19 protein-coding genes, 1 pseudogene and 1 riboswitch are annotated in these 22,650 nt (G+C 41.4%); of the genes and pseudogenes, 11 read left to right on the plus strand and 9 right to left on the minus strand.

The annotated features are described in order from the left end of the window. The first annotated feature begins 193 nt into the window (after positions 1–193). The gene (locus PSF09_RS13015; RefSeq protein ID WP_210840066.1) at positions 194–493 is read left to right on the plus strand and encodes an HdeA/HdeB family chaperone; all 300 of its coding nucleotides are present in this window, start codon (positions 194–196) and stop codon (positions 491–493) included. A gap of 111 nt (positions 494–604) precedes the next feature. Here the strand turns inward: PSF09_RS13015 and PSF09_RS13020 are convergent, their stop codons facing one another. Further along, positions 605–1,504: a LysR family transcriptional regulator gene (locus tag PSF09_RS13020; RefSeq protein WP_210840067.1), complete on the minus strand. Its 900-nt coding sequence runs from the start codon at positions 1,502–1,504 to the stop codon at positions 605–607. A gap of 99 nt (positions 1,505–1,603) precedes the next feature. On the opposite strand from PSF09_RS13020, the gene PSF09_RS13025 reads away from it, so the two are divergent. The 3 genes from PSF09_RS13025 (at position 1,604) to PSF09_RS13035 (ending at position 4,943) form a co-directional block, all read left to right on the plus strand. Then, complete coding sequence (locus PSF09_RS13025) at positions 1,604–2,935, plus strand: MFS transporter (protein WP_272683985.1); 1,332 nt, start codon at positions 1,604–1,606, stop codon at positions 2,933–2,935. Beyond that, positions 2,936–3,334, plus strand: a complete 399-nt coding sequence (locus PSF09_RS13030; RefSeq protein WP_272664288.1) for a hypothetical protein — start codon at positions 2,936–2,938, stop codon at positions 3,332–3,334. Positions 3,335–3,482: 148 nt separating this feature from the next. Beyond that, the gene (locus PSF09_RS13035) at positions 3,483–4,943 is read left to right on the plus strand and encodes an MFS transporter (protein ID WP_272683986.1); all 1,461 of its coding nucleotides are present in this window, start codon (positions 3,483–3,485) and stop codon (positions 4,941–4,943) included. Positions 4,944–5,012: 69 nt separating this feature from the next. Here PSF09_RS13035 and rpoD read toward each other — a convergent pair whose 3' ends face one another. The 3 genes from rpoD to rpsU form a co-directional block, all read right to left on the minus strand. Next, positions 5,013–6,944: an RNA polymerase sigma factor RpoD gene (gene rpoD / locus PSF09_RS13040; protein WP_336298953.1), complete on the minus strand. Its 1,932-nt coding sequence runs from the start codon at positions 6,942–6,944 to the stop codon at positions 5,013–5,015. A 99-nt stretch (positions 6,945–7,043) separates the two neighbouring features. After that, on the minus strand, positions 7,044–8,789 hold the full coding sequence (dnaG, locus tag PSF09_RS13045; protein WP_210835444.1) for a DNA primase: 1,746 nt from the start codon (positions 8,787–8,789) through the stop codon (positions 7,044–7,046). Positions 8,790–8,960: 171 nt separating this feature from the next. Next, positions 8,961–9,176 carry a 30S ribosomal protein S21 gene (gene rpsU, locus PSF09_RS13050; protein WP_001144069.1) on the minus strand — a complete coding sequence of 72 codons (216 nt, stop codon included), beginning with the start codon at positions 9,174–9,176 and terminating at the stop codon, positions 8,961–8,963. Between the two features lie 330 nt (positions 9,177–9,506). Between rpsU and tsaD the strand changes: the two genes are divergently transcribed. After that, positions 9,507–10,526, plus strand: a complete 1,020-nt coding sequence (tsaD, locus tag PSF09_RS13055; RefSeq protein WP_210835442.1) for a tRNA (adenosine(37)-N6)-threonylcarbamoyltransferase complex transferase subunit TsaD — start codon at positions 9,507–9,509, stop codon at positions 10,524–10,526. Positions 10,527–10,593: 67 nt separating this feature from the next. Here tsaD and PSF09_RS13060 read toward each other — a convergent pair whose 3' ends face one another. Continuing rightward, a complete protein-coding gene (locus tag PSF09_RS13060) occupies positions 10,594–12,126 on the minus strand; it encodes a methyl-accepting chemotaxis protein (protein WP_272683987.1) in 1,533 nt (510 codons plus the stop codon). Positions 12,127–12,401: 275 nt separating this feature from the next. Continuing rightward, positions 12,402–13,058: a glycerol-3-phosphate 1-O-acyltransferase PlsY gene (gene plsY, locus PSF09_RS13065; protein WP_004908566.1), complete on the minus strand. Its 657-nt coding sequence runs from the start codon at positions 13,056–13,058 to the stop codon at positions 12,402–12,404. 108 nt (positions 13,059–13,166) lie between these two features. On the opposite strand from plsY, the gene folB reads away from it, so the two are divergent. Continuing rightward, positions 13,167–13,526 carry a bifunctional dihydroneopterin aldolase/7,8-dihydroneopterin epimerase gene (folB, locus tag PSF09_RS13070; protein WP_272664328.1) on the plus strand — a complete coding sequence of 120 codons (360 nt, stop codon included), beginning with the start codon at positions 13,167–13,169 and terminating at the stop codon, positions 13,524–13,526. A 46-nt stretch (positions 13,527–13,572) separates the two neighbouring features. Here folB and PSF09_RS13075 read toward each other — a convergent pair whose 3' ends face one another. Together PSF09_RS13075 and PSF09_RS13080 are read right to left on the minus strand one after the other, a co-directional pair. Further along, on the minus strand, positions 13,573–14,814 hold the full coding sequence (locus PSF09_RS13075; protein WP_272664284.1) for a multifunctional CCA addition/repair protein: 1,242 nt from the start codon (positions 14,812–14,814) through the stop codon (positions 13,573–13,575). A gap of 14 nt (positions 14,815–14,828) precedes the next feature. After that, a complete protein-coding gene (locus PSF09_RS13080; protein WP_272664283.1) occupies positions 14,829–15,443 on the minus strand; it encodes a TIGR04211 family SH3 domain-containing protein in 615 nt (204 codons plus the stop codon). A 280-nt stretch (positions 15,444–15,723) separates the two neighbouring features. On the opposite strand from PSF09_RS13080, the gene PSF09_RS13085 reads away from it, so the two are divergent. The 5 genes and pseudogenes from PSF09_RS13085 (at position 15,724) to PSF09_RS13105 (ending at position 21,846) form a co-directional block, all read left to right on the plus strand. Further along, the gene (locus PSF09_RS13085; RefSeq protein ID WP_272664282.1) at positions 15,724–16,686 is read left to right on the plus strand and encodes a CYTH domain-containing protein; all 963 of its coding nucleotides are present in this window, start codon (positions 15,724–15,726) and stop codon (positions 16,684–16,686) included. 12 nt (positions 16,687–16,698) lie between these two features. Next, on the plus strand, positions 16,699–19,545 hold the full coding sequence (gene glnE / locus PSF09_RS13090) for a bifunctional [glutamate--ammonia ligase]-adenylyl-L-tyrosine phosphorylase/[glutamate--ammonia-ligase] adenylyltransferase (protein ID WP_272664281.1): 2,847 nt from the start codon (positions 16,699–16,701) through the stop codon (positions 19,543–19,545). Positions 19,546–19,637: 92 nt separating this feature from the next. Further along, entirely contained in the window at positions 19,638–21,065 is a 1,428-nt protein-coding gene (gene hldE / locus PSF09_RS13095; protein WP_272664280.1) for a bifunctional D-glycero-beta-D-manno-heptose-7-phosphate kinase/D-glycero-beta-D-manno-heptose 1-phosphate adenylyltransferase HldE, read from the plus strand. A gap of 145 nt (positions 21,066–21,210) precedes the next feature. After that, positions 21,211–21,488: pseudogene (locus PSF09_RS13100) on the plus strand (type II toxin-antitoxin system HicA family toxin). Then, on the plus strand, positions 21,481–21,846 hold the full coding sequence (locus PSF09_RS13105; protein ID WP_272683988.1) for a type II toxin-antitoxin system HicB family antitoxin: 366 nt from the start codon (positions 21,481–21,483) through the stop codon (positions 21,844–21,846). Before PSF09_RS13100 ends, PSF09_RS13105 begins: the two are co-directional and overlap by 8 nt. A 46-nt stretch (positions 21,847–21,892) precedes the next feature. On the opposite strand, the gene ubiK is transcribed toward PSF09_RS13105, so the two are convergent. Continuing rightward, positions 21,893–22,156, minus strand: a complete 264-nt coding sequence (ubiK, locus tag PSF09_RS13110) for a ubiquinone biosynthesis accessory factor UbiK (protein WP_210835414.1) — start codon at positions 22,154–22,156, stop codon at positions 21,893–21,895. Positions 22,157–22,414: 258 nt separating this feature from the next. Then, positions 22,415–22,566, plus strand: a riboswitch (FMN riboswitch). Positions 22,567–22,650: the final 84 nt, after the last annotated feature.

The raw sequence follows: 22,650 nt of genomic DNA on the forward strand, positions 1-22,650 counted from the left end.
AAAAAACAAATCGTATATTGATGGTCTAATTAAGTAATTATTCATAGTTAGTTGTTTTTATTATTTATTATTCGAATTTTTGTCTCAGTATAAATTTAATCATCAAAATTAGAATATGTAAGTTCCATAAATAATATGCTAATAATATTCCGGTACATGATTCTGTATTTTTAATTTTTCAAAGGAGTTCAAAATGAGAAAGGTTATTATATCTAGCGTATTACTTGCTGTATCTACAATTTCATTTAACTCAATGGCAGCAGACAAAAATACGGTTACACCTGAAAATATGACTTGCCAGCAATTTATTAATTTAGACCCTCAGAGCTGGGCACCTATTGCGTTATGGGTAACAAATCAAGAAACACAATTTAAAGGTGGAGATTATGTTGCGCTGACAGAGCAAAGTATTGCCGAAGCCCCTCAGATTGTTGAGTTTTGTAAGAAAAAGCCGGAAGGCACTCTACAAGATTATTTAGCATCTAAGAAATAAAGCAAACTATTATGCCATGGAGGGCATAATAGCCATTTCCGACTAGGAAAATGGCTATTATACTGTGGTAGGTTAGAAACTCTATTTTAGAAACATTGAACCGACCTATCTTTATTTTTTTACCGCTAATTTATCGGTTAAGAAATCGATAAATGCACGTGTCTTAGCCGGTAAAACAAAAGTATTTGGGTAAAGTAATTGAATATTTTGTTTCGGTAAACGGTATTCAGGTAATACATGAACTAAGCGTTCATACCGCAAGTCATCATCAACCATCCAAGCTGGGCATATTGCAATACCTAATGAGGCTAACACCATATGGTGAATAACGGCGGCAGAATTAGACTCATATTGGTTTTTAATTAAAGGTAAGTAATATTTTTCATTTTTTGAATTCTGTAAAAAATATTGAGGATCTTGCCAGTTTAATAGCGCATGGTTAATCCATGGAACATTTGCTAAATCAGTGAGTTGTTTGATTGGGTGTTTTTTTAGAAATTCAGAGGTAGCGACTAAGTAAATCTCATATTCACCCAGTTTTTTCATTTTATGGGATGAATTTTTTAAATTACCTAACCGAACGGATAAATCGAGTTTCTCTGTGATGAGATCATCTAAGGATGAGTTAAATGAGTACTGTAATCTTAGCTTAGGATAAAGGCGGCAAAATTCAGGAAGTAGTGGCAAAATAAAACGTTGGCCAAATTCACTTGTTGATGAAAAACGCAGCAAACCTACAATATTAGTTCCTAAATTTTGGCTTTTTTCGAAGGCTTCATCTATTTGACTTTGAATACGTTTAAAGTCGTCATAAAAATGTTTTCCCACCTCTGTTAATGCAATATTTCGCGTATTTCGTGTTAGCAAGCTTACATTAAGCTGAGCTTCTAATTGTTTGATATCGACACTCACCATAGAACGGCTTAGCCCTAAAATATCTGCGGCTTTAGTGAATGAGCCCGAATCAACAACTTGTAGAAAACTGATAATCTTTTTGAGATTTTTTTGCATAATAACAATGATTGTTCTTTTTTATTAAACAATCATGTTACCTCCCTTGTATCGACAAAGAAAGGACTAAAACTTATTCTTTGCCACCGGAGGAAGTCCATGACTTATCGATACAAAATTGCCACAGTATTTTTACTTGGTTTCTTTATTGATTGTATTAACATTTTTATGTCAGCGATAGCGTTACCTGACATTGCATCGTTATTCTCAGCAAGTCAATCTCAAGTTGCATGGGTTGCCAATGCCTATATTTTAGGTTTAGTTTTGGTGATGCCAATCAGCTTATGGCTAGCAGGTAGGTTAGGTAACCAAAAATTACTGTGTTATTCCATGCTACTTTTTTCTGTTGCTGCTTGGTTCAGTGGGAGTAGTGATTCAATTTATAGCTTAATTTTTTGGCGCTTTATCCAAGGGGCTGCAGGAGGGTTATTAATTCCGGTAGGTCAGGCATTAGTTTTCGCATTATTTCCCAATAATGATCGCCAACGTATATCAACATTAATTATGACTGTAGCATTAATTGCTCCCGCATTTTCGCCTGCAATTGGCGGTCTAATTATTGATTCTTTATCTTGGCATTGGGTTTTTTATTCTAATTTGCCTTTCTCATTACTAACGGCCGCACTAGCCTTATTATGGATAAAAAATGATGAGAAAAAAATAAGAGAAAAACCAGATATTTTGGGGTTAATAATGGTGAGTTTAAGTTTGTTAAGCCTATTATTATCATTCTCTTTTTATAATGATTATCACAATTTATTATTGGCTTTGGTGAGCTTTTTTACTTCAGCCCTCGTATTTATTGTTTATCTTAAATACGCTAAAAAATGTCGAGAACCTATTTTAAATTTTCAGTTATTAAAGAACGCCAATCTACGCAACGCTTTTATTGTTTACTATGCTGTTCCCGGTATTTTTACGGGGGTTAATTTACTCAATATTTTTAATCTACAAGAAAATATGGGGTTCAGTGCGGCACAAACCGGGCTATTTATGGTGCTATATGCATTGGGGGCAGTAATATCAATGCTAACCGGTGGGCGCCTTTATTTTCAGATAGGAAAAAAACGATTATTTATTATTGGTATTACACTGCATAGTTTTGGTATTTTTCTGCTTTATTGGGTTTCATCTTCAAACCAGCTCAGTTTATTGATAATCGCTTATTTATTAATGGGAATGGGGGGAGGATTGAGCGCCAATACCGCACAAATTAGCTCGTTAATGGATTTCAAAGACAAAGATTTACTTCAAGGTAGCGTATTGTGGAATATTAATCGACAAGTGGCATTTAGTGTTGGCGCAGTCGTATTTATTTCTATATTTAGCTTAACGACTTTCTCTAGTGATTTATTACGCTATCAATACACCTTCCTTATTGCATCAATACTCGGGTTGCTTGCATTAATTTCAGTGATCAAGGAAAAATAAATGAGTGAAACAATGAAAAAAGCGCTGCAAAGCGTAGTGGATTTACATGTTTTAATTGAAGATGTTTTTACGGGACGAAATGACGATAAAAGCCTATCTCTTTTATTAAGCAGTTTTGATGACAACTTCAAAATGGTCACAATACAAGGTCATTGCATTGGTTTAAATGACGTCATCAAGTTATTTAGCCAGAATGTAGGAGCTCGAAAAGCCCTTACAATAGAGTGTGTTAATCTGATGCCATTACGCGAAGACAATGGTTATTGCTGGGTTCAATACCAAGAAAAACAGTTGGTTGTAGGGGGGGAAACGCTAAGAACGTCAGTTGCCTGTATTAGAGTAGAAGCGGAAAAATGCGAGTGGGTTTACTTACATGAAACTCCAGTAATGCAAAACTAGATATTGTAGTGGTGATAAAACAGCGTGATGACTGTTTTATCACCGACAAAAATACATAATTTAATAGATGATATTTATTCTCATTTTCATTGACCGTCGGTCGGTCGAGTATTATCATATTGCTATGATCGATGATGAGGCATAAAAAATGAGACGGCTTTTTTTGATCCTAGCGGTTTGCTTGGGTACCTTTATGGCAACGTTAGATATCAGTATTGTAAATGTTGCACTACCTGCTATTGGGCGTGACCTCAAGGCGAATATGTCAATGCTACAATGGATTATTGACGCCTATGCGTTATGTCTGTCAGCGTTGATCCTATCTGTTGGTCCGATAAGCGACCGTTATGGGCGTAAAAAAATTTGGTTAACAGGAATTGTTATTTTTACTCTAGGATCTGCAATTTGTGCATTTTCTACTTCGCCACATATGTTGATAGCGGGGCGGGTTATCCAAGGGATCGCCGCTGCCGCCTTAATACCTGGGGCTCTTTCTATTATTACGCAAGCTTTCTCTAATGATATCGAGCGCATCAGAATTATTGGTATTTGGTCAGCGGTGAGCGCACTTTCCTTAATTATTGGCCCTATTTTAGGGGGGTTTTTAGTCGATAGCTTCAATTGGACAACGATATTCTTAATTAATATCCCGATTGGATTACTAACATTGCTGCTAGGCTGGTTAGGTATACAAGAAAGTGCGGATCCAGATAAAGCCGCATTAGATCCAATGGGACAAGTTTTAAGTATCATTGCGTTAGGTGGGTTAACCTTTGCTTTAATCGAAGCTGGAGAACACGGCTGGGGCAGTTACCTAACATTGAGTGGGTTAGTCATTGCGATTATTGCATGCATAGGGTTTATTTGGGTTGAACTTCACGTAACTCGACCACTATTACCGCTTTTTTTATTCAGAAAAAATCCTTTTTTCTTTCAATATAATATGGCGTCTTTTGCTTTAGGTTTTGCAACTTACAGTAATGTATTCTTCATTGCACTATTTTTGCAAAAAGGCCAAGGGTGGGGGGCATTTGAAGCAGGGATCCGCATGGCTCCTGAGTTTATTGCCATGGCTATTTTTTCATTTTCTTTTGGTAAACTGTCTCGCCGTTTAAGCGTGCGAAACCTCATGATTTTGGGCTTTATTTTAATTGCACTGGCTTCATTATTATTAACCCGTGTGAATGCTGAAACACCTTATATTCCTATTGCGATAACCTTATTTATTTTGGGAGCCGGAATGGGGATGTCTACTCCAGCAATTGGGGCACTCGTTATGGCGAGTGTTGATAAGGCTTACTCTGGCATTGCTTCTGCGGTCATGAATGCATTGAGGCAAACAGGTATGACTCTTGGCATTGCTCTTTTAGGGACATTGATGACACATCGCGCTGTAGAGCGGCTATTACAGGACGACAAGCTGGCCACGATGTTGTCGGCACAGGAAATCGAACGTTTGATTCAAACTTCCTCGGTGATGCCATCTAACTTTATTGAGCAAGTCACACGGTCCGCTTTTGTTTCTGGTTTTAATCTGGCGATGTTAGGTAGTGCGATAGCAATAATGATGACGTTATGCCTAATGGCAAGGCATAAATCAGAAAATTAGTGAATATTGGATTAGCGGGCATAAAAAAACACCTGCCAAAGCAGGTGTTTTTAGATATAAATGAATCAATTATTCGTCAAGGAAGCTGCGTAGCACTTCTGAGCGGCTTGGGTGACGTAATTTACGCAGTGCTTTCGCTTCAATCTGACGGATACGTTCACGGGTAACATCAAACTGTTTACCAACTTCCTCAAGGGTGTGGTCAGTATTCATGTCGATACCAAAACGCATACGTAGCACTTTCGCTTCACGAGCGGTTAAACCCGCTAATACTTCGTGAGTTGCAGAGCGTAAGCTTTCTGAAGTTGCAGAATCTAAAGGCAACTCTAAAGTCGTATCTTCAATGAAATCGCCTAAATGTGAATCTTCATCATCACCAATAGGGGTTTCCATTGAAATCGGTTCTTTAGCAATTTTCAGTACTTTACGGATTTTATCTTCCGGCATCAGCATGCGTTCAGCCAGTTCTTCTGGCGATGGCTCACGGCCCATTTCTTGCAGCATTTGACGAGAGATACGGTTCAGTTTATTGATAGTTTCAATCATGTGAACCGGAATACGAATAGTACGTGCTTGGTCAGCGATTGAGCGAGTGATAGCCTGACGGATCCACCAAGTTGCATAAGTTGAGAACTTATAGCCACGGCGATATTCAAACTTATCAACGGCTTTCATCAGACCGATGTTACCTTCTTGAATCAGGTCAAGGAACTGCAAGCCACGGTTGGTATATTTCTTAGCGATAGAAATTACCAGACGTAAGTTTGCTTCAACCATCTCTTTTTTCGCACGACGAGCTTTCGCTTCACCGATAGACATACGACGGTTGATGTCTTTAACCTGCTCAATTGTCAGGCCAGTTTCTTCTTCAATTTGACGCAGTCTTTGTAGGCAACGCAGAATTTCTTCTTCAACTTCAAGTAATTTTTCTGACCAAGGCTTGTTCATTGCTTTTGCAGCAGTTAACCAAGTCTCGCTGGTTTCATTACCGCTGAATAACGTGATGAAGTTTTTCTTCGGCATTTTGCACTGCTCAACACACAATTTCATGATGGTACGCTCTTGCAAGCGAACTCTATCCATCATTTCACGCATGTTGTTGACCAGATAGTCAAACTGTTTAGGGACTAAACGGAACTCTTTGAACACTTCTGAAAGTTGTTCAATTGCCGCAGCTGTTTTTGCATCACTGCGACCATATTGTTTAATATGTTGACGTGTTTTCTCGTACTGCTCACGAAGATCAGAGAATTTCTGGCGCGCTAATTCAGGATCGATGCTGTTATCGTCCTCTTCTTCTTCCTCTTCCTCATCTTCTTCGTCATCATCTTTATCAAGCTCTTCTTGTGGTAATTCAGAGCCGACGTGAGTTGCAGTTGGTGCGAGATCTTCTTCAGCGTTGGGATCAACGAAACCAGTGATTAAATCAGATAAACGGCTTTCACCTGCTTCAACACGGTCATATTGTTCCAGAAGATAGGTAATCGCTTCAGGGTATTCAGCGACAGAACACTGAACCTGATTGATACCATCTTCGATACGTTTAGCTATGTCGATTTCACCTTCACGGGTGAGAAGTTCGACGGTTCCCATTTCACGCATATACATGCGGACAGGGTCGGTTGTACGGCCAATTTCACTTTCAACACTGGACAGCACTTGTGCAGCGGCTTCTGCTGCATCTTCATCAGTATCGGAAGTATTTTCAGCCAAAATTAAATCATCGGCATCAGGTGCTTCTTCCATGACCTGGATGCCCATGTCATTAATCATCTGAATGATATCTTCGATTTGATCTGAATCGACGATATCTTCCGGCAGATGGTCGTTGACCTCAGCATAGGTTAAGTAACCTTGCTCTTTACCCTTGGTTACGAGTAGCTTAAGCTGCGACTGCGGGTTTTGCTCCATAAGACGGTATCCACACTTCTGAGTATTTAGATTGGTGTCGGTCGGCGAAACATTCGGCCAACAAGAACATACAAAGGGAACATTTATTATTTGCTACGCCCTTTATTTTTCGTAGCATTTTACAGGCATCTGCCTTGTGTTTATCGGCACTTAAGCCGTTTAAAATACTAATTCTGTTTTGGGTTGATACTATGTTTTCACTCTAGAGAGAGTGATTAAGCGGACTTCTTCGCGCTCTTCTGGGGTCAGCCCTTCAGTTCGTTCTTTTGCTATCAAGTAGTCAAAACGTTCGTCGAGTGCGCTGTTAAATAGATGGTTTAAGGCATCTATAAAAGTATTTTCCGCTATCTCCTCTATTTCTATATCGTTCCACGTTGCTAGTTTTTCAAGCTGTTTCGCAAATTTATTATCACGATAACGCTCTAGCAACTGCCCAGTTGACATTCCGGGGGTGGAACGGCAGACATCGACCAATTCCTGAAATAGAGAAAGCCCCGGCATTTGAATATGGGCAATTCCCTCTAATGAGGGAACAAGTTCCGAAAAGTTCGGATTCTGTACCAACAGCGCGATAAGTATTCGCATTGTGGTTGGTTTTAATTTGGGTGCCTGATAGTTAACTTGTTCTGTACTCTCTCTATCAATCATAGCAAGAACTTGAGAAATATCCGGTATACCAATAAAATTTCCTAGCTCTTGTGCCATATAAAGGCGCAGTGTTTCACCAGGTATTTGTTTAATCAAAGGGATAGCCAGTTTACTAAATTTTGCTTTCCCTTCTTGCGTTTTTAAATCTACCTGCGGCACAAGTGAATCAAATAAAAAAGCAGAAAGGGTTTGAGCATCTTTCATGCGTTGCTCAAAAGCGTCTTTGCCTTCTTTTCGAACTAATGAATCAGGGTCTTCACCGTCTGGTAAAAACATAAAGCGCAATTGACGACCGTCAGTCAGATAAGGCAGTGCTGTTTCAAGTGCTCGCCATGCCGCTTCTCGGCCAGCGCGGTCGCCATCATAACAGCAAATAACCGTATCTGTTGAACGATAAAGTAACTGAATATGTTCTGAGGTTGTTGATGTGCCAAGTGAAGCAACCGCATAGCGGATATCGTATTGAGCAAGTGCAACAACGTCCATATAACCTTCAACTACCAGTAATTTTGATAATTCATTACTGTTTTGTGTTGCTTCATAGAGGCCAAATAACTGACGGCCTTTATGGAAAATATCTGTTTCGGGGGAGTTTAAGTATTTAGGGAGAGCATCTCCTAATACGCGCCCACCGAAGGCAATCACACGACCGCGTCTATCCCGAATTGGGAACATGACACGCTCTCTAAAGCGGTCATAGACTCGGCCATTATCATTTGTCACTAACATGCCTGCATCATCAAGCTGTTTGCGACTTTCTGGGTTTACAGCGAATTTTTTGAGCAAATTGTCCCAGCCCGCAGGGGCAAAGCCAATCGAAAAATGCTCAATAATTTCGGCACTTAAACCACGTTGGCTTAAATACTCTTTCGCTTTATTAGCCGAAGAATGACTTAAGGCAGCACAGTAAAATTGATTAATTCTTTCCATCAACTGATATAAATTTTGCCGTTGATGAAGTTCTATTTGGCTTGAACCTGTTCCTTTTTCGTAAGGGACATCAAGGCCATGTAGTGCAGATAATTCTTCAATGGCTTCAACAAAATCGAGTTTGTCATAGTTCATCAAAAAATCGATAGCGTTGCCATGAGCACCACAACCAAAACAGTAATAAAATTGTCTTTCACCATTTACGGTAAAAGAAGGTGTTTTTTCATTATGGAACGGGCAACAAGCGTGATGATTTTTACCCTGTTTTTTTAACGGGACTTTTGCATCGACTAAATCAATGATGTCGGTTCTTGCTAACAAGTCATTGATAAATGAACGCGGAATTCGTCCAGCCATAAGCCTCTTTTTCGCCTGTTGATGAACGATAATAAGCCGCGCTTCCTTTAGGAAAGCACGGCCTTTAACTGCTTAGCTATTTACTACTACAAAAACTGGAGTGACTACAAGAGAAACTAAAGTTTTGTATTAGCTATCGTCTACAATGAATGCGGCTTTCACCGCAAACAATTAGTACAGACGAGTACGGCGTGCGTTTTCGCGAGCCAGTTTCTTAGCGTGACGCTTTACAGCTGATGCTTTAGCGCGTTTACGTTCAGTCGTTGGTTTTTCATAGAATTCACGACGACGAACTTCAGCTAAAACACCTGCTTTTTCACAGGAACGTTTGAAACGACGCAGTGCAACGTCGAATGGCTCGTTTTCACGTACTTTAATTACCGGCATGTGCCTCTCACCTCAATAGAAATCGGTTTGTTGCTGGTACTGATTCACCAGCCTTCATTTAAAATGGTGCGGAATTTTACTTCAATGAGTACGGGTTTGTAAAGTGCCGTATAAAATTGAATCACACAAGATTACCTGATTTGCAGTTCATTTGATGAAAAAGCAAACAAAACCAGATAATAATGAGAATTAGCCACACGAAATTTTTTATTACAGGGGACTGATTATAGACTATACAGTCAGGAAAGTCAGCCTTTTGACAACATTAATTACGCGATTGAACGAAAATAGTGATAGACTTGCGGTTATGCAATAAACAAGGGTAGTGCAATGCGTGTTTTAGGTATCGAAACCTCTTGCGATGAAACTGGTATCGCAATCTATGATGATGAGCATGGCTTATTAGCCAATCAATTATACAGCCAAATTAAAGTTCATGCAGACTACGGTGGTGTCGTGCCTGAATTGGCTTCACGCGATCATATTCGTAAAACAGTGCCGTTAATTCAAGCAGCATTGAAAGAAGCCAATTTAACAAGCCAAGACATCGACGCAGTGGCCTATACTGCGGGTCCAGGTTTGGTTGGGGCTTTAATGGTTGGCGCAACAGTAGGGCGTTCATTAGCTTTTGCATGGAATGTTCCCGCCGTGGCCGTTCACCATATGGAAGGCCATTTATTGGCACCGATGTTAGAAGAGAAAAGCCCTGAATTTCCTTTTGTCGCGTTACTGGTTTCTGGTGGGCATACTCAGCTTATCAGTGTGACGGGAATTGGTGAGTATGAGCTGCTAGGCGAATCCATCGATGACGCAGCAGGCGAAGCGTTTGATAAAACAGCAAAACTATTAGGTTTAGACTACCCTGGTGGCCCAGTGTTATCTCGCATGGCGGAGCAGGGTACTGCGGGTCGTTTTGTGTTTCCTCGCCCAATGACCGACAGACCAGGGCTGGATTTCAGCTTCTCAGGACTAAAAACCTTTGCAGCCAATACCATCCGTGAAAATGCGGATGACGACCAAACCCGTGCGGATATTGCGAGAGCCTTTGAAGATGCTGTGGTAGATACCTTGGCAATTAAATGCAAACGTGCTTTAGAACAAACTGGTTTTAAACGTTTGGTGATGGCGGGGGGCGTTAGTGCTAATCGCGCACTTAGAGCTAAAATGGAAGACGTTCTCAAACAGCGTGGCGGTGAAGTTTTTTATGCACGCCCTGAATTTTGTACGGATAACGGCGCAATGATCGCGTTGGCGGGGCTTATTCGCCTTAAAGGTGGAACCTCGACAGGGCTTGGGGTGACGGTTCGCCCACGTTGGCCTTTGGCAGAATTGCCACCGTTAGAAAAATAGTGTTGTTGGTGTACTCCTATTTTTGTAAAAGGGCTGGGATAACAGCCCTTTGTTATTCAGTTAAGTACTAATGTAAAATAACGACCGCATCTTCCAGCCGGCTTGACCGTTCTTTTACCATCTTCGATGTCTCTGTGCTTTGTTCTACCAGTAATGTGCTTTGTTGTGTGATGGTTTCGAGCTCACTGACTGCTTGGGTGATATCGGCTATCCCTGCCGCTTGTTCAGAGGTCGCTTGGCTAATATGGGTGATCAATTGCGTGACGTTTTGTATTTGGTCAACAATCTCCTTCATGGTATCCCCTGCCGTATGGACTTGATTTTTCCCTGAATTGACTTTCTTTTCACAATCATTAATTAATTCGCGAATATCATTCACCGCGCTTGCACTGCGGCTTGCTAGGCTACGAACTTCATTTGCGACAACGGCAAAGCCTTTGCCTTGTTCACCTGCACGTGCGGCTTCTACCGCGGCATTTAACGCAAGTATATTGGTTTGAAATGCGATGTCTTTAATCACGTCAGTGATGGAGTTAATTTTGCTGGTGCTGCTGACAATTTCATCCATGGTATCTACAACGGCTTCCATCATGGCGCCCCCATTCACTGCTGTTTTGCTCGTTGTATTCGAAAGTTGGTCAACTTGAATCGTGTTATCAGCATTCATTTTTATGGAAACGGCCATTTGGTTCATTGTTGCAACGGTTTGTTGCATATAGCCGACGGTTTGCTGAGTGTGAGTTTCTAATTCGCGACAATCGGAGACTAAAGATTCACTGCCTTTGCGAACGTTATCAACTTGTTCGGAGACATCTTTGATTAACCAACGGCAAATTAGCCCAAGTTGCCCGATAGAACGTAATATTAAGCCAATTTCGTCTGTGCGCTGCATATGGTTAACGCTATGTCGATTTCCTCGTGCAATACCAAGTGCCTGTTTGGTCATGTTTTCCAGTGGAGTTGCTAGCATTTTTTCAAGTATCACATTACCTGCCAATAGTATGATAAATGTACAGGCACTCATCAGCAGTAGAGGTGCGTTTGGCTGCAAAATAAAGCTAGCCGTAATGAGCCAAAGAATAAATAAAAGACTCATGATGAGTCGGATACGTGAACGTGTTGAATATGTTGAAAAGTGAAATGGTAATTTTTTAGAAAGCACAATCCCCTTAAAAATTTTTTGTTGGCTTTTATTTTCATTCATTGCTGCATAGAGCGGTTCTACCGTTGCAATTTCTTGGCGTGTTGCTCGAGTTCGAATGGACATATAGCCTGTAATAACACCTTTGCGCTCCACTGGGACAATATTGGCTCGAACCCAGTAGTGGTCACCATTTTTCCGCCGATTTTTCACAATGCCAGTCCAGGGTTCTCCTTTTTTAAGTGTTGCCCACATGTCGGCAAAAGCTTCTTTGGGCATATCCGGATGGCGGATAATATTGTGTGGACGTGTTAATAATTCATCTAATTCATAGCCACTAACCTGCACAAAGAAATCATTAGCGTGAACAATGTTTCCTTGCAAATCGCTGGTTGTCATTAATGTGATATTTTCATCTAACACATATTCATTTTGAGTGATATAAGGAGTTCTGCTCATTATAAATACCATTATTATTGTTTAATTTTCCTTTTATATAGTCGACAGTTTTTAAATATTCCTTAGTAATAAATTTGCAATAATTTAACTTTTTTTTAAAAGTGTGCGCTAGTTATGGCAAAAATGTAACGTAGCACAAATTGCTACCAGTACAGTTTTAAGGAGGGATATCACGCTGTTGTTATCAATGGAGTTTTTTAGGAAATTTTAAACAAGGTAAATAGCATAAAAAAGAGCTGAAATCAGCTCTTCTTAGGGAAAATCAAATGTCACCATTAGTCGTCGAGTTCTTGTTCTTTAGCTTCTTGGGCTATTTCTTTATTGGTTTTTCGTTTTTTATTTTTCAGTTTTTGCCAAATACGACTTTCTTGACCACGCCAAAGGCGCTGTATATTACCGTGATGGCGAACTAACACTAAACAAGATAGCATAGCGACCGGGAAGGTGAATTCAGGTTTAAACCACCAAACATAAAAGGGGGCAAGTAAGGCGCTGACAATCGCTCCTAGTGACGAATAACCACTAAGCAACACCGTCAGTAACCATGTTCCTGCGACTAAACCAGAAAGATCCCAACCAATAGCAGCAATTGAACCAAATGCGGTTGCTACCCCTTTTCCGCCTTTGAAGCGAAAGAAAATGGGATATATGTGGCCAAGACAGGCTGCAATTGCAACAAAGCCAAGATAGAATGGTTGCACATTTAAATAATAAGCAAGCCAAACTGGGATCATCCCTTTTAATACGTCACAAATGAGTACTCCGGCAGCGGCTGCTTTACCGCCTACACGTAATACGTTAGTTGCACCAGGGTTACCAGAGCCGTGTTGACGGGGGTCGGGTAGTCTCGCCAAACGACAGATCAGTATCGCACTCGAAACTGAGCCGCAAAGATAGGCGAAGATTATCATGCCAAGCGCGGTTGCACTCATAGCTAGCTCCAAAAACGGTTAAGGCCATAAATTCACTTCAGTCTTGGATAATACGCATATTTTTGCTGAAGTGGTATCAATTCAGTACATAAATGAGAAAATGACGTGATGGATATCGTATTTATTGAGCAATTATCAGTCATCACCACGATTGGTGTATATGACTGGGAACAAGGTATTGAACAAAAACTCGTGCTCGATATCGAAATGGGATGGGACAATAAACAGGCCGCGATGAGCGATAATGTTGAATTTTGCTTAGATTACGAAAAAGTGACTAATTGTATTGTTGAGCACCTAGAGAACAATAAATTTGCGTTAGTTGAGCGAGTGGCGGAAGAAGTTGCCCAATTATTGATGGGAAGATTCAAAATGCCATGGGTAAGGCTAAGAGTATCTAAGCCGGGGGCTGTCGCCAGAGCACACAATATGGGTGTCTTGATAGAAAGAGGCACAAAAACCGTTTAACTGTTTAAATAATTGCTGGCGGTATTGAATCGCCAGCAATACGTATTTATACATGAGGCACGATTATTTGTTGTTGCTGCCAGTTGGCGATAGCCTCAATACGTTGTCGGGTGAGTTCTTGGCGAATTTCAGGGCCTTGAAAACCTTGCTCAACAATAGGTTTGACCTCAACTGATTGTGCAATGGAAAAAGCTTGTCTGAAATACTGCCCTTGTGGGTAAGCCTGCTGCTCAAGGCCTAATCGACCTCTAGCATCCGCTTCGCTGATTAAACTCAGTTGTTCAATACGTTCTGGTTTACGCCAACTATCAAGTCCATCAAAAATCGCAACTAGATCATTAGCATATAATTTATTGATAACATGGATTTTATCATGATATCGTGCCGCTAGACGAGCTAAGTCACGAGCCGTGGTTGGTACTTTTAATCTTGCACAGAGTGCTTCTATTAATGGAATACCCGCTTCACCGTGGTTTGGATGGCTTGGCCAAATATCGGGTGGTGTCAGAGCCTTGCCTAAATCATGGCACAATGCGGCAAAGCGAATATCCACATCCTTAGATAAGCGGGAAATCACTTTCAGTACCATTAGAGTGTGGATACCTGTATCAATTTCAGGGTGCCATTTTTCAGGGGCCGGAATGCCAAATAGCGCATCAATTTCAGGAAAAAGTACAGTTAAAGCACCGCATTGGCGTAAGACGTCAAAATACACCTGGGGAGAATTTGATTTCAGCGCTTTTTCTGTTTCCGTCCAAACTCGCTCGGCGGTGAGATGAGATAACTCCCCTGTAGCGGCCATCGTTTGCATTAAGGCGAGTGTTTCTGGTGCGATAGTAAAACCATGCTCAAAGTAGCGAGCGGCAAAACGTGCAACCCGTAAGACCCGTAGAGGGTCTTCAGAAAACGCATCGGAAACATGGCGTAAAATGCGCTTATCGAGATCAATGACACCGTGGTATGGGTCAATAATTTCACCTGACTCACTTTGTGCTATCGCATTAATCGTTAAATCACGACGCAGTAAATCATCTTCGATAGTGACATCCGGTGCGCTATAGCAGCTAAAACCGGTATAGCCTGCACCAATTTTACGTTCTGTTCGGGCTAAAGCGTATTCTTCATGGGTTTTTGGGTGCAAAAAAACAGGAAAATCTTTTCCGACTTGTTGAAAACCTTGCGATAGCATTGCCTCGGGGGTTGCGCCAACCACCACGTAGTCTCTGTCTGAAATAGGCAGCCCAAGCAGTTGGTCACGTACTGCTCCACCCACGAGATATACTTTCATTTGAATGGCCTCAATTACATCCAGCCGTCATTACGTTTTTTACGACGTGGAATAATGTGCGGTAAAATTAGGCCTAAAATTAAGCCAACACCAGCAACACCACCACCATACATAAACCATTGTAAGATCAATTCGCGACGGCGATCGTCTAAGTTAACTTCTGCAATTTCCAGCTTCTTACCTGACTTGATCAACTCGTTTTTTAATTTTTCATTTTCAGCTTTCAGTTGGCTGACGATATTGTCATTATCAGCGACTTTTTGCTGCATATCAGCCGTTCGTGTATTCCACGTGCTGTCAATATTGTCGAGCTGTTGGCGTAGTTTTTGGTTCTCAGCTTCAAGTTCTGGAATTCGGGTTTTCATACTTGGCGTATTGCTGAGTTGGTCAACGGGTAACCAGACCGTTTTGCCTTTTTCATCACGGACTTGTGCGAACTTGTTATCTGTGGAGAGCAATTCAACCGCTTCCCCGGCATTGAGCGTGCCTACAATACGATATTTTGTGCCAGGTCCACTATGAACGTATGTGGATAAATCATCTGACACATAACGTTTTTCTGCTGCATGTGAATTTAAGGAAAGGCCTAGCCCCATGATTGAAATTAATAATAATGGAATTTTTCGCATGGTATTTACAGTCTTTTGATGGTGAGTGAGTTTTATATTATTTGAATATTAATGAGTAAAATGTAAGGGTGCAAACCCTAAACGCAGATGTCTCTACACTCTAAAGGAGAATGAGAACTATCCTAACTGTCTAAATTACCCTTATTTTTACTCTATTTTCAATATAACTCACTGAAAGAAATATGACAGGTAGAATTTTTGATTCCCATACAGATTCTTTTCTCAGCTTAGCTCGATTGGGGTAATATGAGAGAAGTGAAATAATTAAATAAGGATATGTATGAGCCACGTAGAGGTTGAACTCAAACTTGCCGCTAAGAGTTCCGCAATAGAGGCTGTACGGCAGTGTCTATCGACATTGTCTCACCAATACAGTGAGCCGATGAAGTTAACTAATATCTACTTTGATACGGCAAATAAGCAGCTACGTCAGTGGGATATGGGCTTACGCATCCGAGGTTGTGATGGTCGTTATGAAATGACCATGAAAACAGCAGGGCAGGCGATTGGCGGTTTACACCAACGGCCTGAATATAATGTTGACATTGATTCGCCAGAGCTTGATTTAGCTGCATTACCCGCTGAAATTTGGCCCGAAGGAACTGATATTTCTCAGCTTCAGCCTGAATTGAATATCCTCTTTAGCACTAATTTTACCCGTGAAAAATGGTTAGTGACTTTTGAAGATAGCGAAATAGAAGTGGTTTTTGATCAAGGCGAAATTTCCTCAGGCGCAAAGGATTTGCCTATTCAAGAGTTTGAATTAGAGCTCAAAAAAGGCTTTATTGCTGATGTACTTAATTTAGCAAAGAAATTTGCAGATATCGATGGTCTGCATTTGTCATCACTTAGCAAAGCTGCGCGCGGATATTCATTGTTATCGCCGCCAACAGAACCATTAACTCGCCCAGACTCGTTGTTTGACTATGAAGAGCAACCTCTCGAAAAGTCATTAACTCATATGCAATTACTTTGTCAACAGCATGAAGCCTATTGGCTAGCCAATGGCAGCAATGCGCGCCAAGGCTTTAGTGAGTTTTTACGCTTTGTTCAGGCATTTTTAGTTCATTACCAAAATTCAGCGCCTCATTTTATTCATGACACTCCGCTAGAGCAATTACGTTCAGATATTGCCGATGAAGCGGTTAGCGCTGACGATTTTTGCTATAGCAGCCAGTGGTTAAAATGTAAATTAGCCTTTATCCAATGGTTAAGTGCTTTAACCTATCAAGAAGCCCATTAAGGTACTGATAACATGCATGCTTTTCCTGAATTATTGCAAAGCCAAGGTGAACGCGTTTTAAGCCAATTAGCAGAACAAGCGAATGAATTATTACCGTTAAATGAACAAGAAATTCAAGTGCTTACTTTTAGTGATTTTGTGTTAAAGCAGGTATTGGCACATTCTCGGTTTTTACTTGAAATTCGCTCTCAACCACCCAAAGCCGATGAATGGAAAAGTTATGCGTCATGGTTAGCTCAAGACTTGTCATCTGTTAACAACGAAGAGCACTTGATGCAAGTGCTGCGCTCATTTCGTCATCATATGTTAGTGCGCTGCGCATGGATGCAAGTACTGGAAATAAGCTCGCAAAAAGAAACGATTTATCAGCTCAGTGTATTGGCGGAAACCTTGGTTGTTGCGGCGCGCGACTGGTTGTATCAAGAATATCGTCAGTTATGGGGAACGCCTTGTAATGTAGAAGGAAAACCTCAGCCGCTATTGATTTTAGGAATGGGAAAATTAGGGGGCAGAGAGCTCAATTTTTCTTCAGATATTGATCTGATTTTTGCATACCCAGAAAATGGGGTTACCCAAGGTGGCAAAAAAGAGTTAGATAACGCGCAATTTTTTACCCGTTTAGGGCAAAAATTAATTCGTGTACTTGATCAAGTGACTGAGTATGGTTTTGTCTATCGGGTCGATATGCGTTTGCGGCCATTTGGTGATAGCGGGCCGCTGGTTTTTAGCTTTTCCGCGCTTGAGGACTATTACCAAGAACAAGGGCGCGATTGGGAACGCTACGCGATGGTTAAAGCTCGTATTATGGGCGCTGATAGCCTCCATTATGAGGAGTGTTTGCGAAAACTTTTGCGTCCTTTCGTCTATCGTCGCTATATTGACTTTAGCGTGATCCAATCCTTACGCAATATGAAAAATATGATTGAGCGGGAGGTTCGGCGCCGTGGTTTGGTCAATAACATCAAATTAGGGGCTGGAGGCATTCGTGAAGTTGAATTTGTTTCACAGGTTTTCCAGTTAATTAGAGGGGGACGGGAACCTGTTTTACAGTCACAATCCTTATTTTCAACGTTACAAGGCATCCGAGAACTCGCATTATTAACCGAAGATCAAGTTAATATTCTGCAAGATAGCTACCTTTTCTTGCGTAGAGCCGAAAATTTACTGCAAAGTATCGATGACCAACAGACACAAACTCTCCCTGAAGATGCTTTAAACCAAGCGCGTTTAGCGTGGGGAATGGGGTTTGCTGATTGGCCTGCATTTTATCAGGTTTTGAGTCAGAAAATGGCGGCAGTGCATCAAATATTTACTGAGCAAATAGGCCAGGAAGATGACACTGAGAACAATGATGTATTTGATGAAATCTACATCACATTATGGCAAAGTGAATTATCAAAAGAAGAATTAGCCACCTATTTACCGTCTAAAAATGAAGAGATTGCACAACGCATTATTCATGGCATAGTGATGTTCCGTCATGACCTCAATAAACGCACAATTGGCCCTCGTGGACGGGATGTACTTGATGAATTAATGCCTAAATTATTGGCTAAAGTCGGTGAGCGTGATGATGCAGGACAAGTTATTGAGCGTATCACACCACTGTTATTGAGCATTGTTAGCCGCACAACTTACCTAGAGCTAATGCTTGAATTTGATGAAGTTTTGACGCACGTTATTCGCCTATGTGCGGCTTCACCAATGATAGCAGAGCAGTTAGCCCGTCACCCATTGTTACTTGATGAATTGCTCGATCCTCAATCGTTATACCAACCTCTACCATTAACCGCTTACCGTGACGAGTTGCGCCAATATTTAATGCGCGTTCCTGAAGATGACGAAGAACAACAACTGGAAGCATTACGTCAATTCAAACAAGCCCAGTTATTGCGTATCGCTGCTGAAGATATTTCAGGTGTTTTACCCGTAATGAAAGTCAGTGATCATCTGACTTATCTCGCCGAGGCGATTATTGATGCGGTAGTACACCAAGCATGGCAAAAAATGGTAAAACGTTATGGTGAGCCAGCACATCTAGCGCAAAGTGACAAAAAACAATATGGGTTTGCGGTATTAGGTTATGGAAAGCTAGGCGGCTGGGAATTGGGCTATGGCTCTGACTTAGATCTCGTTTTTCTTTTTGATTGCCCTTTAGATGTGGTTACCAATGGTGAACGCTCCATTGATGCACGCCAATTTTACTTACGTGTTGCTCAGCGCATTATCCACTTGTTTAGCACTCGAACACCTTCAGGCGTGTTGTATGAAGTTGATGCGCGGCTCAGGCCTTCCGGTGAGTCAGGGATGTTAGTCAGTACGATACAATCATTTGATGATTACCAAAAAAATGAGGCTTGGACATGGGAGCATCAAGCGCTCATACGAGCCCGAATGGTATTTGGTGATGAGGATTTACAACGGCAATTTATACAGACTCGCCACGAAACTCTGTGTATGCCAAGAGACCCTCACACTTTGCAGCAGCAAGTGCGTGATATGCGGTTGAAAATGCATCAGCACTTAGGAAGCCATCAAGCCAATGAGTTCGATTTAAAAGCCGATCCCGGTGGGATCACTGATATTGAATTTATCGCACAATACTTAGTTTTACGTTTTGCCACAGTAAATAATGTGTTAACCCGTTGGTCCGATAATGTGCGTATTTTCGAGTTGATGGCGCAATATGGCTTTATGCCAGAAGATGAAGCGAATGTCTTAACTCAAGCGTATGTTACGATGCGTAATGAACTTCATCACTTAGCATTACAATCATTGCCAAGCCGTGTTGAAATGACCCAATTTACTCAACAACGTGAACAAGTTTTAGCGAGTTGGCAAAAATGGCTTGAGGAATAAGGAATAAACGCATTTTATTTAGCTAAATAGCGCAATATGCTAGTATTGTTGCTAATTATTATCAGATTTCCTTTTTAAAACTGGAGTGCAGGATGAAAGTAACTCTTCCGGATTATAAACAAGCCGGTGTGCTGGTGGTTGGTGATGTTATGTTAGACCGTTATTGGCATGGTCCTGCAAACCGTATTTCGCCAGAGGCCCCTGTTCCGGTCGTTAAAGTCACGATGGTAGAAGAGCGTCCCGGTGGTGCGGCTAACGTCGCGATGAACATTGCCTCGTTAGGGGCAAATTCACGTCTTGTCGGGTTAACTGGGATTGATGACGCGGCAAAAGCACTGACTGAAAACTTAAATGCGGTGCAGGTGCGTTGTGATTTTGTCGCTATTCCAACCCATCCAACGATTACTAAATTACGTGTACTTTCACGTAATCAGCAACTTATCCGTCTTGATTTTGAAGAAGGTTTTGACAATGTTGATGTCGCACCTGTGTTGGAACGCATTGAACAGGCGTTACCTCATATTGGTGCTCTAGTGTTATCTGATTACGCGAAAGGGGCATTAACTCATGTTGAGAAGATGATAGCGCTTGCCAACAAGGCCAATGTTCCCGTCTTGATTGACCCGAAAGGCAACAATTTCGAACGTTACCGCGGGGCAACATTACTAACGCCAAATATGTCTGAGTTTGAAGCGATTGTTGGGCCATGTAAAAACAATCAAGATGTTGAAGAAAAAGGCATGAAGCTGCTTCAGTCATTGGAGCTTAAGGCACTGTTAATTACGCGCTCAGAACAAGGTATGAGCTTAATTCGTCGTGATGAAGCGCCATTGCATTTACCGACTCAGGCGCAAGAAGTGTTTGACGTAACAGGAGCCGGGGACACCGTAATCGGCGTACTTGCAGCATCTATTGCATCTGGCCGGCCATTACATGAAGCCTGCGCATTGGCTAATGCCGCAGCAGGCGTGGTCGTGGGTAAATTAGGGACCTCCACGGTTTCGCCAATTGAATTGGAAAATGCCATTCGTGGCCGTGCTGACACCGGGTTTGGTGTGATGACCGAAAGTGAATTGAAACAAGCCGTTGCGAATGCAAGGCAGCGCGGTGAGCGTGTGGTGATGACGAATGGTTGTTTTGATATTCTCCATGCAGGTCATGTGTCGTATTTAGCCAATGCACGTAAATTGGGAGACCGTCTGATTGTGGCTGTAAATAGCGACGCATCGACACGCCGCTTAAAAGGTGAAACACGTCCCGTCAACCCACTGGAGCAACGTATGACCGTTCTAGGGGCGTTAGGCGCGGTGGATTGGGTCGTGGCTTTTGAAGAAGACACGCCGCAACGCTTAATCGCAGAAGTACTGCCAGACATCTTAGTTAAAGGGGGGGATTACCGCCCTGAAGAGATAGCGGGCAGTGCGGAAGTGTGGGCCGCGGGAGGCGAGGTCAAAGTACTTAACTTTGAAGATGGTATCTCAACAACCAATATTATCAAAAATATTATGAAAACCAGCTAATTTATTATTAGCTATAAAAAAAACCTCACTATGGAACTTCAAGCCAAGTGAGGTTTTTATTTGTCTAGAATTAGTTTGACGTCAATTGTTGACGTCATATTTTTTTTAAATTGTGATATCACAATATGACGTCATGGAATAGACGATGATAAAAATGAGGGAACTGAGTTCCAAGCACTGTAAACGATGGTGGATATACTCACAATTCCACCAAAGTCAGGGATCAAATGGGGTGATGTAACAAGTCTAGTTGAGCATTTCGGCGGTGCTATAAAGTATGGAAGTGGTTCACGTCGCAGGTTTGTTTTACAAGGTTCTTTATTTCTGACACATCAGCCTCATCCAGGGAATACATTGGATAAAGGCGCAGTGAATGGTTTACGTGAGTGGCTAGAAAATACGATAGGGGTGGAATATGATTAAAAGCAGTAATGTGATGACGATAGACGGTCACCCTGCATCAGTTATCTATGAGGCTGAAATTAAAGCCTTTCGTGGCAAATTTTTAGATGCCAGTGGTTACTGTGATTTTGTAGCTGATAGCATTGAAGGGTTAAAAAAAGAAGCTCGTATTTCTTTGGCGGAATATATTGCAGTTTGCAAAGAAGAAGGAATTGATCCGTTCAAAGAACAAGAAACAGTAAAATCATTTACGTTACGTTACCCGAGCCGTTTAGAAGCATATTTAAATGCAGCGACAGCAGCTTATAATATTTCGAAAAATCAGTATATTGTCGAATTGATTGAACGAGAATTGTTGTCTGACTCGGTGGTAAAATAACGTCAAAAGTGACCCTTATGATTAGGCGTCACTTTTAATTTTTAGGTTACTGTGTGTTTTTTTCTTCGCTAAAGTGAGCTTCGAGTGCGCTAACACGTTGTTCCATTTTCGCTAATTTTTCGCGGGTACGTAATAAAACTTGAGTTTGAATATCAAATTCTTCACGGCTGACTAAGTCTAATTTACCCAGTTGTGATTGTAATAGTGAACGCAGTTTTTTATCGAAATCTTCACCTAAATCACGTACGCCTTGCGGTAAAGCGCCTTGAATTTGGCGGGCAACTTGTTCAATTTTTTTCGGATCGAGCATTCGCGGGTCCTTCAGTTAATCAAGATAATATTAAGTGTAGTGTAATACCTCTTTTCGCCTTGTGCTAGCTCGAATTAGTTAGTGAAAAGGCCTCGTTGTATTATCTGTGACGAAAGCAGCTTGCTATTCGTCTAAGGTAGTGAAATTAACCGTGATAACTCTAAGTTTTTATTCATGTTTTTTGACTAAAAGTGTGAGTCATTCGCCAATTTTGATTATCATCGTTGCGAACTTGAATTATTGGCGTTATATTAATTGCGTATATCTCAGGGCGGGGTGAAAGTCCCCACCGGCGGTAAACATGCATCACGCATGAAGCCCGCGAGCGCTTTACCATTTTGTGGTAAAGGTCAGCAGACCCAGTGTGAATCTGGGGCCGACGGTTATAGTCCGGATGGGAGAGAATTAACTGTATCTGCATGTTTGTGCTGTTACGCACAATAGTGTTCTACATACCTGAATAGGTAAAAGCCTGTTGTTGGCTATTTATATAT

This window comes from Providencia sp. PROV141, assembly GCF_028481645.1.
Classification (GTDB): Bacteria; Pseudomonadota; Gammaproteobacteria; order Enterobacterales; family Enterobacteriaceae; genus Providencia; species Providencia rettgeri.